Origin of the sequence: Palleronia aestuarii (genome assembly GCF_003253995.1) — a bacterium.
Classification (GTDB): Bacteria; Pseudomonadota; Alphaproteobacteria; order Rhodobacterales; family Rhodobacteraceae; genus Palleronia; species Palleronia aestuarii.
Genome location: NZ_QKZL01000052.1, coordinates 1 through 10,700, shown reverse-complemented (window position 1 = coordinate 10,700; position 10,700 = coordinate 1). Strand labels below are relative to the sequence as shown.

Below are 10,700 nucleotides of genomic sequence, written 5' to 3'. Positions count from 1 at the left end.
CTCGCTACGACCGGTGCCCGAAAGCTTTCTTGTCAGCGATCGCCCTCGCAGCAACCGTACTGTTCTGGCTCTAACTTAATGAGTCTGGAGCCTAGTGAAACGGGGCGAGACCGGAGTGTCCATCTTGGGCCGCGGGGTTCATGGAGGTGTCCAACTAACTTACAAATTTTAAGGCGGAATGACGCCGATGCGCCGTAGAGACGTTTCAACTTAGCAAACTATCAGTCTACCTATAACCTAAAGGTCGAAAGCCACGATTTTGGATGGATGATCCCCTGGCTTATTCCTAGAAACGAGAGATTATAATATATCTATTGAGAGAATGTATCATGTATGAAACGATAGAAATATCTGGAAGCTTTGAATACGAAAGTTATCGCGCTCAAAAAATTACATACAAACTGATTGATGCAACGGATGCCAATTGGATCGTATCCAACTCAGGGGAAAACACGAACAGGTATCCCGTCTCCATCTACGATAGCTCGGACGTTACATTAATTGGTGGAGAAATTTTAGGTGAGGTACCGCAGAATATCGATTGGATAGATGCTTACGTAAACTCCGCTGCAATTCTTGTGCGCGGTACGGACGGTGCCGTTGTGCAGGATTGGCGAATATCTCGGGCTTGGGACGGGATCCGGATCCTCGGCAATGACGACGACACGTTCACTATCGAGAACATCTGGCTGAGCGAAATACGCGATGACGGGGTAGAAAACGATCAGGGCGTTGGCGGAACGATCCGCAACGCCCTTTTCGACGGTGTTTTTGTCGGGGTCAGCATTGCGGACGAGAACATGGGCGACAAGTCCGACAACGTCGTCATGGTCGAAGACGTCCTGATCCGGATGAAGGAGTATCTCTACAAGGGGGAACTCACCCATCAGGCGCCGTTCAAGACCCTAGACACCAGCCCGCAGCTCGAGATCCACGATTCCGTGTTCGCCATCGAAGACGGGATCCACCGAGGCTGGCAGGATCTGGAGCGGGCTTGGGACAAGGTGATCGACGCATCGGGAAACTATTTCCTTAATCTGAGCGACGAAACGCTCCCCGAGAATTACCCCCGTCCGCCGGAGGGCTTTACGATCCTCGAAGGGGCGGAGGCCAGAAACTACTGGGCGGCGACGAAAGCGGAGTGGATCGCGCGATCCTCCGAATCGATACCCGCCCAGACGCCCGCTCTCGCAGCCGATAGCGACGAGGCGGCCGAACCCGATCCCCTTGCGGCCTACGTCATCGACGACATCGTGCTGCAGGACCAGTCGCGCATTGCGGGCTGGAGCGACAGCTCGGGCAATGGCAACGACCTGGTGGCCTCTGGAAATCCGACCTTCGCCGACCAGACCACGCCAACGGGCCGTGGCGCGGTCGTCTTCGATGGTTCTGGAGATCTGCTCGATCGCAATGGGGCTCTGAACGGGCGGCCCGAAGGGAATGGCGATCGAACGATGTTCTTCGTGGTGAACTATCTCGACCACAATGGCGTGACGTCCGGATTGGTCTATGGCGACGGGGTGCAGAACCAGACCTTCGATCTGACGACCAGCTACAATTCAGAGACCCTCTCCGTTCAAGGATGGGGCCTCGAGAACGACTTTGGAACGATGACGGATGGGCCGTCGCAGGATTGGATCGTGCAATCGGCCGTGCTTGAGGACGGTACGCTCAGCCAGTACCTCGACGGCAAGCTGATCGACACCACGGCCCATGTCTACGCGACCGATGCGGAGCGCATCGTAATGGGAGCCGAAATTGCCGAGCTTGGAGAAAGCCGCATGGGGGTTGCCGCGGGGCTGATCTACGATCGCGCATTAAGCGATGGGGAACGCCTCAATGTGGAGACAATGCTGCAATCGACGTATATCGAGGACGATTTCGTCTTCGTCGGATGATTGTCCCAAAATCTGCCTTCGAGCATGCCGAAGGCACTGTCCCCGGACCTGTTGCACGATCCGGGGTCTCCGCGACCTGCCCGGTGACCCGGCCTTAGCTTCATAGGACCAAGGCTGATCCTCGCACCAAACGTCCGGTGGGCGGTTCGAACCCGAACCTGTCCCGGCCGGCATCTCAAGCGTTTGCGAGGTCCGCGTGTCTACCATATACGAATTGAATTCTTCAGAGCAGTCATCGGGAGAGTCCGCACTTTCTCATGACATTCCGCCGAACAACGTTTCCCCGCCGGAAATCGTCGGCGAAACGAAGATTGGGTCCACCGTTTCAACGAAACCGGGCGTCTGGGCCGGCAATCCCGCCCCCGATATCAAAACGGCGCTGCTTGTCGACGGCACATCCCGGCAATCACCCTATCAGATCCGCCCGGAGGATGACGGCAAACAGATCGTTGTCGTCGATACCGCCTCGAACAGATCCGGCAAGGCCACCCTGTTTTCGAACTGCCTCCGGATCGGCTATCTCGCCCCACAGGCCTTGGGCGTTCCAGTCGATGTGACGATCCCCCTCGATGAGAGCGTGACGATCGATACTGACGGGTTCTTCGCGAACGCTATGGGGGGTGCGTGGACCGTCACCGTTCCAGACGGTGAAGGGCAGATCGCGGGCGAGGTGGACGAATCCGGGCAGTTGATCATCAAAGCGGCCGGAAGTCTCAGCGTCGGCTACGAGAATTCCGGCGGGACGGCGGCGATCACCTTCGCCACACGCCAGCAATTGCCGGCAAAGCCCAATTATGACGGCAGTCTCGGCAATCTATCCGTTCAGATCGGAGAATCCGTTACGATCACGGCCGGAACTGCGTTCACGGGCGAAGATCTCGTCTTCGAGGCCCGGGGATTACCTTTAGGTCTTGAAATTGATGCTGTTGGCGGAGAGGTGCGGGGCACGGCCACGATCGCCGGCACGTTCGAGGTCACGGTCTTGGCGATGAACGAGGCCGGTTCGGCCGAAGGCGCATTCTCGATCGCCGTGTCCGAACCCGAGGTCCAGTTGCGGATCGATCCACTCGAGAACCGCAGCTATGAGGTCGGCAGCGGCACGCGATACTACAACATCGTCGCCGAAGGCAATGTGATCGCTACCGGCCCCGTGACGTGCTTCATGTTGCCGAAGGTTATCCAGCTCGAAGCCATTGATCTCGGTGACGGGGATTATGGATGCCGGGCCATGGTCGCTGGCATGCCGAAGCCGAGTTGCACGACGCAGTGGCTTCTCGACGGCAAGCCCGTCTCCTCTGGCGAGACGAGTATCAGCACAGCTGGTCTGAAGGGAGAACTCACCGTGGAGTTCACCGCCAAGACCGAGGACGGAGAAGACAGGAAGAAAATCGCGGTTGCGAGTCTGACCCCCGTTGTCGAGCCAGTACATGCTGCAACGGCAATATCGACGTCCGGAAGCTCCGGGCGCACAACGTTCGAGGCTGAAAATCCTGCCTATTCGGCCGGAGATCTCGTTCTTGTTGCGATTGGCGTGGACCGTGGCCTCGAAGCGATCGTCGATATGAAAGCGGCGCCCAATGGAGAAGCCGTAACGCGCGCCGTGGCGCCATTTGATACCGGAGATCCAGGCTCAGGGGGGACGCAGATCGGGCTCTATTGGTACGTCGCCGAGGCGGACAGAGCGCCCGGTGCAGCGCTTTCGATAACTTGCCAGCGAAACGAACAATTCGTGGTCTCCGCGACAGTGATCAAGGCCGGCACGTTCAATACTGAGGCGCCCGTCGTCAATGCGACAACCAGTTCTTACGACCGCTACGATTCAAGCAAGGTCGTGTCGCCCGCCACCAAAGCCTCCAAGGCAGGTGGAATGGTGTTCTTCTTTGGCGGGTGCGACGAGGAATCCTTCACCGGCACGCCGCCGGGCTGGACCAAGATCGCCGATGCCAACAACAAAGGTATCATCGGTGGTTATGTCGCGCGACGCAACGCTCTTACGGATGCGAACGAAACCATTGCGAGCGAAATTTTCGAACTCACAGGCTCCGATAAGTGGATCGGTATCACCTGTATTGTAAATCCGGGGTAAAAAGATGGCAGGAACGATTAGAGAAAGCGGCAAGACATTACTAGTCGAGGGGAATTGGGGCTACGACCAATTTCGGATCGGCAGCCGTTCAGAAACTCTCGTTGATTGTAGCAAGTCGACATTCGTCCAGCAAAACGATTCAACTAAATCTGGCGGATCAAACTATTACCCCGTCTTGCTCGACAAGTGGAAAAACGATTTTGAACTGCGCGGCGGTACGATCAACGGGACGATCAGCCTGACGGACGATTGGTCCCTAGTCTACGGATATCAAGATTCGTCGAAGGGCGGGAATTCCGCCGGAGTGTTCGGAAAGGACATTACGGGACACATGACGATCTCGAACTGGACCATCAAGCAAACATTCGATGGAATCAGGGTGAATGTCCCGGGAGCGACCAAGGAGGATCCCACGCATTTCTTCACCATTCGCCGGTGCCATATCGACAAAGCACGGGACGACGCGGTCGAATGTGATCAGGGACAGGCGGGACTTATCGAGGATTGCCTGTTCGAAGACGTATTTTCCGGTATCTCGATCGGGGATGACAACACACCGAGTTCCGCGCGAACGCGGATCGTAGAACTGCGCGGAGTCCTGCTCAAGATGGCTGTATATTCCTATCGAGGACAGCCGACGCAGGGCCCGCCGTTCAAAGTGACGAGGAACAGCCCAAGCCTGCTCATCCGGGATAGCGTGATTGCGGTGGCGGCAACGACCGACCTTGATCTCAACCGCCTGCAAACGGCCTTCGATAACCTAAAATCCGGCTCCTCGAACAACTATTTCCTGAACCTCACCGATGATCCATTACCCCGCGATTATCCGACAATTCCGTCCGCGTTCCGCTATCTGCAAGGAAAGGCCGCGCGGGACCATTGGTCGACAGTCCGCAACGCTTGGCTTAAGGGCGGCAGTGTCAGCTCCATTCCCAACGTCGCGGAGGACACGATGCCAGGTCGCCAGCCGGGCATCCATTACGTTCTCGACATCAATCCCGATTCAGGCGCGATCCGCATCAAGACGGACGAGGCTTATACCGCTACAGTAACCGTCGGAGCCAAAAATGGCTTGGCACGAGCGACATCAGAGGTCACGTTAACAATCGCCTAGATTGAGTCGTCTGACTAGTATCGGCTTGGAAGTGAAGATTTCCAAGTCGAATTGCGTACGAATTGTACTCACATGCCAATGTTTTAGGTAGTTCTACATGCTAAGGTTGAAAATGCAATGCATATGCTTCGATGAGCTCGAACTACTTGATGTCGAGCCGACTCTTGGTAAAATGAATGTGTATTAGAGGGTTCATTAATGGCACAAAACACTGATAACACTGAGAATTCACAGGTTGAAATCGAATCTATCGCGCGTCGCGAGTTCTTGTCAAAAGCTGGGCGCTTTGCAGCTGTAACGACACCAGCGATCACGGTTCTGCTTTCGACCTCGATGGAGGCTGAAGCGTCAAGTATCTTCAAATCAGGCGGTGGCGATGGTGTAAAAAAGCATAAAATCAAAGGCCATCATCACTACCAGAAGAAAAAATTCTGGGCGGCGCTCCGGAAAAAGCTGCACAAGCTTTTCGCATCTGCTTAGTCCGCAAATCTTCGGCTTTGGAAAAGATCGTCGGGATCGGAACGACCGCTTTCTGATTCCGACAAAGGGATCAAGGCTGGCGTGGATTCATAGCCAGCCTTTCCTATTTGTTGCTCCCACTCAATCCTTTTGCGGCCTTGATCACGTCACAGCCGAAGCATGGTCGATCTTCGAGACAGGCATTCTCGAGGCGGAAGTCCAGCAATTCCCTGACTCAGGGGGCGCTGCATGCGCACGGGAGTTTCTCGCAATCCAAGCGATCACTCATCTGTCCTGTCAGGAAGGCATGGTTCCGGTAGAGACAACGGAAACGCTTCGCTTTGGCGATGCAACCGTATTGTTGAGCTTCGCATCGACCTATCTTCGCGATGCGATGATGCCCGCTTTCGGGCATCTCCGCACATTCGCCCAGTCCTCAGATGAGCAAATAATCGTTCTTGGCCAAAACGGACGGATCGGTGTCGGGCGTCGTGATGGGCCGGTAAGCTGGGGCAGGATGGATCAGGGCGCGCCACTTCTCAAGCTCGCCCTGACGGAAATAGCGCTAGACCACCTGAATGGACTGGCAATCCATACCGCAACCTTGCTCCGCGGAAGCGGTGCGATGCTGTTGCTTGGGGAGCCGGGCGCCGGCAAGAGTACGCTATCCCTCCATCTTGACCAAAAAGGGTTTTGTATCGCCGGTGACGACTTGGCAGATCTCCTGCCCGATGGCCGGATTCGTGCCCTGCCCTTTGCAGCCACGCTGAAGGAAGGGGCTTGGTCACTCCTTGAGCGCGATGATATTACTTCGGCCCCGATTTTTCATCGCCCCGATCGGAAGGTGGTACGCTACCTGCCGATCGACGCGGCGGGATCCGGCAAGGCGCACCGGGTCGACTGGATCGTCGTGCTTGACCGGAGAGACGGGGCCGCGCTTACCGTAACGCAACTTTCAACGACCGAGACATTCGCGGCCTTGTTGCAATCGGCGTGGTCAGGAAAGGACGCACTTTCTCCGGACGGGTTCGACGCCCTCGCTGCCGCCATCAATACATCACGATGTATCCGCCTCACCTATTGCGACCTCTCGTCCGCGGCCAAGGCGCTTGATCAGTTCTGCGGCGCAGACGCGCAGCGCATGACTGGGTCCGCGGAAGTCGTGTAAATGGCCGCGCCGTCCCCGATCGAACGGCTGGCGCGATGTATGACCGGCCCGCCCGATCCCGAACTCGACTGGATGGAAATCGTCGCGACGGCGAACGAGGAATTCTGCACATCGATCTTGTACCGGAGGCTGATGCGCAGTGAGCACGCAGTATCTGTCGATCCGGACGTCCTTAATTTCCTAGCTGAGCTCGAGAGGGCCAATCGCGAGCGCAACCGCCGCCTCTGGACCTTCCTAAGCGAGGTCGTCGGAGCGCTCAACTCAGCCGGCTTGACCCCGCTTCTCATCAAAGGAGCCGTTGATCTTGCCCGCCAGCCCGATCCTGGAGATGCTGCTCGGATCCTGGTCGACACCGACCTCCTCATCGCTCCACAGGACCTCGCGGTGGCGCTGCACGTCCTACAGGGATTAAGGCTGAAGCCGCTCGAGCATACCGCCCATGTGCATTCCCCCGGCAGCTTTTGGCGACCGGGAGAGGTCGGGCCGGTTGATCTGCATACGGCCCTACCCCCCGGCGTTGCGTCGTTTCTCTCACCGGATGACATGTGCCGCGTGACACTTCAAGAGCGAGACAGTGTACGGTTCTACGCTCCCAATGCCGATCTCCATGCCTTAATCATGATCGGCCATGAGATGCTGCATGATCGCGGTCTTCTCAGCGGCTGGACACAATTGAAATATTTGGTTGATCTTGCCGACCAGTTCACCGATCCCTCGCTTGACTGGAACTGGCTTGCTGCGAAACGCCAAATGCGAGTTTTCGGACTCGCCCTCGACGTGCAACGTCTGATGGCGGAGCGTCTTCTGGGAATCAGGACGGATCGGCTTGCCCGACCAACGATGCGAGCACAATTGCTCCATCGCCGCCGCGTCTTGAAGCTTCGATGGACCGTCCTTGGCCAGATCGAGTGGCGAATACTCCGCTATTGCCTAAGGCAATCGAACATGTAGGCGCACGCTTCACTTTGGCTATTACGGCCTCCAATCTGGCAAGACTGCAGAAATTGCTTGGTGCCTGGCCAGGGAACCCGCCATTAGCACTGCCTACCCGTGACCCAATCCATTCAGCATCCGCGTAAAAAAAACACATCTTACCCAGCGGTCTTTTTCAGCACCCTATCAAATATCGATTGCATCTTCGGTCCAAACAGCAAAGTTATTATCGAAAGGATTTTGAGGTGGAAGTAAGGAAGGGTCCTTATTTCCTTTGAATATATCCAAGAAATCTACTTCATTTCTGAAGATGAATGTATCACTTGCATCAAAGAGTAGTGCCTCATCAATGTTTGTAGTAAATATTACAGCTGTCTGTGACTGATCCTCAAGAGTTCCGGCATATATATTGATGTGATCATACTGCGCCGAGAACGGCGTGCCAGTTTCACCATGCGTCGCAATCACTCCAACAGCCATGCCACTTGGCTCTGATTCGATCTGATAGGCGTTATTGATTACCGAAAGAATTTCGCTATTGTCAGACAAGATAATAGGCGGACCGACCTCTAACGACCCACCGTCCACCTGCCAGCCAGGGGCAACCGTGCCTGCAATAGGATTAATCTCAAAGAAAAGATCAACTTGAGCGCCAATCGGTATTTCAGCCGGTAAAAAATTTGATTCTGGAACACCGTCTTCTTCATGAGTCAAAAGGATATCAAGTTGGTCACCATTTGCTGCAACCGCAATCTTTATAAAATTATCTTGATCGCCCGTACCAATCTGTATGCCGGCAGATTGTCCAGTCGCAAGCTGCGAATTATCAAGTGGCGACATGACACTTAGAAGACGCGCATTGATAAGAAACGAGTCATATTCTGATCCAGATAAATCATGGCCAATACCGAACTGAAATCCATCGTCTTGGTTATTTAAGCTTCCAGTAGCATCGCCAGATGTCGTCTCAATAATACTGAAAATACCTGAGGTCCCACCCGCAATGAGGTTTTCAGAATTATACTGCGTTAAATAATCAGTCGAGCCGTTTTTCATCCATCCTGTAAAACCAAGTCCGGCAAACCCGGCGCCTGGATCGTCATTACGAAGTGGATTAAAAAGTCCTTGGCTACCGGTTACTATCAAATTCATCCCATTTGCTGCATCGATTGCGAAACTATCCGCGGGATCGAAAAGTCCATCGTTATCGTCGTCATTGTCGTTCAGATCTGATACTAAGTCGGCATCATTATCGGGTGGAGTACTGGATGGATTGTTGGGGTTAGTACCGTTCGCAGCTTCATCGGCATTGCTGTATCCGTCACCGTCAAGATCATTAGCGTCACCATCGAGTAAAGTTGGTACTAAAATATCGATATCTGATGATCCTGTGACATATCCGATCCATATTGTCCCCGGAAAGATATCGAAATCACCCTGTGTCGTTACATCGAGGGGAATCCCGTTCAACCCACTTGCAATTGCTTCTTTAGCGGCAGCTGTGTTATTATCACTTAGACTTATGCGATATACACTCGAGTCAAAAGATGCCGCGATGAGGTCACCTTGCATCGATCCAGCGAAATTCGATGCGGTATATTCATCGAGCCCATTGGTTGAGTCTTTCCATGTGACAAGAGCATTGTCTTCTACGCCCGGAAGCAGGAAGTCTCCATCATTGGCAAATGAGAAGGACGGATCGACTGGAGGCCAAGCGCCGCTCACCGTCTCCGACCAGACTTCTGAACCATTCGCATTCGTATAGGTCAGGCCAGCGCCTTGCGGATTGGCGCGTATTGGGTTCGGATGACCGCCATAATAACTTTCGGTCGATATAAACTCGAGATGGTCAAGATTGTTTACGCTATCAAATCCGTCGGGATCGTTCGTCGGTACATCGTTGGTAACGCTGTCCGTCCCTTCTCCATCCGGTAGTCCGCCCCATCCTTTATTTGCACCATTATCGATGGTGAATATGTCACCATCCTCGGCAACTAGAACATCATAAGGATTACGCCATCCCGAAGAGTATACGCTGACCGGACCGTCGGCTACAAGCCGTGCCTGATTAAGGCCGTCTTGGCCTCCGAATACCGGTCCAAGTACGGTGGGAATATCGTATACATATTTGTGTTCACCGTCGGCCTTGACTGAGTAGGAACCGACACCGCTTTCAAGCTCTGTTAGATCTAACGCCAAGATCGCAGCGGAAAGTGCGTATTCGGAACTGAATGCGAAATTGGTCGACGGCGCACCTGCATTAGTATGACCACCCTGTGCAACGAGAAGAATCTTGTTTCCAGTATCTGGGTCAGTGGTCAGAGCCAGACCATTCGTCGAGTGGTTCTCCTCTGAACGAGGAAGCCCGCGTACGAGATCAAGCTTCTCCCATGAACTTCCATTCCAAGTCAATCGAGAGATAATGCCAGAGTTCGTATCAAGGCCGGTGTCACCCGCGCCGCCTCCGCTGCCCCCTCCCTCTCTAGGATCGCTGGATCCGACGTAGATAACGGGATTTTCTGCGGTTCCGGCCGTTACAATCCCCGTAACCTGTCGCGAGCCAATATTAGAATTAAGTGTACCGTCGTCATTGTGGTTTGGTATAGACTTTATCAGATTGATCAGCTCAACATCGGTTGCTGCATATCCAACAATGTTTCCTTCGTCATCGAGCTGTTGCTCAATCTCGAAAGCATAGATCTCACCAAAACGATGTGAGGCATAAAGTCGACCGTCCGGACCGAATTCGAGTGACGTATAGCTTTTATTCGGAATACCCGTAAGTGGAACCGTAGAAAACGCGACTGCCTCGGGTGATAGAACATCGACGCTGACGTTTGCGGTATCTGTTCCGCCCTGCCCGTCGCCGACCACGTAGCTGAACGTATCGGTGCCGGAGAATCCACTGTCTGGCGCGTAGGAGATCGTTCCGTCGCCATTGACCGACACGCTGCCGTTCGTCCCCTGCGTTACCGAGATTACGCTCAACGGATCGTTGTCGGGGTCGCTGTCATTGGCGAGCACGTCGACGGAAACGGGGGT

Annotated in this window: 7 protein-coding genes; 6 read left to right on the top strand and 1 reads right to left on the bottom strand. The window is 54.5% G+C overall.

Features of this window, described 5'->3' with window-relative positions:
• Positions 1-329: 329 nt before the first annotated feature.
• The 6 genes from LX81_RS21155 to LX81_RS21130 all read left to right on the top strand — a co-directional run bounded on the left by LX81_RS21155 (position 330) and on the right by LX81_RS21130 (position 7,676).
• Positions 330-1,898: a hypothetical protein gene (locus LX81_RS21155; RefSeq protein ID WP_146259519.1), complete on the top strand. Its 1,569-nt coding sequence runs from the start codon at positions 330-332 to the stop codon at positions 1,896-1,898.
• A 196-nt stretch (positions 1,899-2,094) separates the two neighbouring features.
• Positions 2,095-3,984: a putative Ig domain-containing protein gene (locus LX81_RS21150; RefSeq protein WP_146259518.1), complete on the top strand. Its 1,890-nt coding sequence runs from the start codon at positions 2,095-2,097 to the stop codon at positions 3,982-3,984.
• 4 nt (positions 3,985-3,988) lie between these two features.
• A complete protein-coding gene (locus LX81_RS21145) occupies positions 3,989-5,098 on the top strand; it encodes a right-handed parallel beta-helix repeat-containing protein (protein WP_111539229.1) in 1,110 nt (369 codons plus the stop codon).
• Positions 5,099-5,296: 198 nt separating this feature from the next.
• Positions 5,297-5,578, top strand: a complete 282-nt coding sequence (locus LX81_RS21140) for a hypothetical protein (protein WP_111539228.1) — start codon at positions 5,297-5,299, stop codon at positions 5,576-5,578.
• 286 nt (positions 5,579-5,864) lie between these two features.
• Entirely contained in the window at positions 5,865-6,725 is an 861-nt protein-coding gene (locus tag LX81_RS21135; RefSeq protein ID WP_111539227.1) for a phosphoenolpyruvate carboxykinase (ATP), read from the top strand.
• 39 nt (positions 6,726-6,764) lie between these two features.
• Positions 6,765-7,676 carry a nucleotidyltransferase family protein gene (locus tag LX81_RS21130; RefSeq protein WP_170134083.1) on the top strand — a complete coding sequence of 304 codons (912 nt, stop codon included), beginning with the start codon at positions 6,765-6,767 and terminating at the stop codon, positions 7,674-7,676.
• A gap of 168 nt (positions 7,677-7,844) precedes the next feature.
• Here LX81_RS21130 and LX81_RS22420 read toward each other — a convergent pair.
• The coding region (locus LX81_RS22420) for an Ig-like domain-containing protein (RefSeq protein ID WP_170134082.1) at positions 7,845-10,700 on the bottom strand (2,856 nt) is incomplete at its 5' end.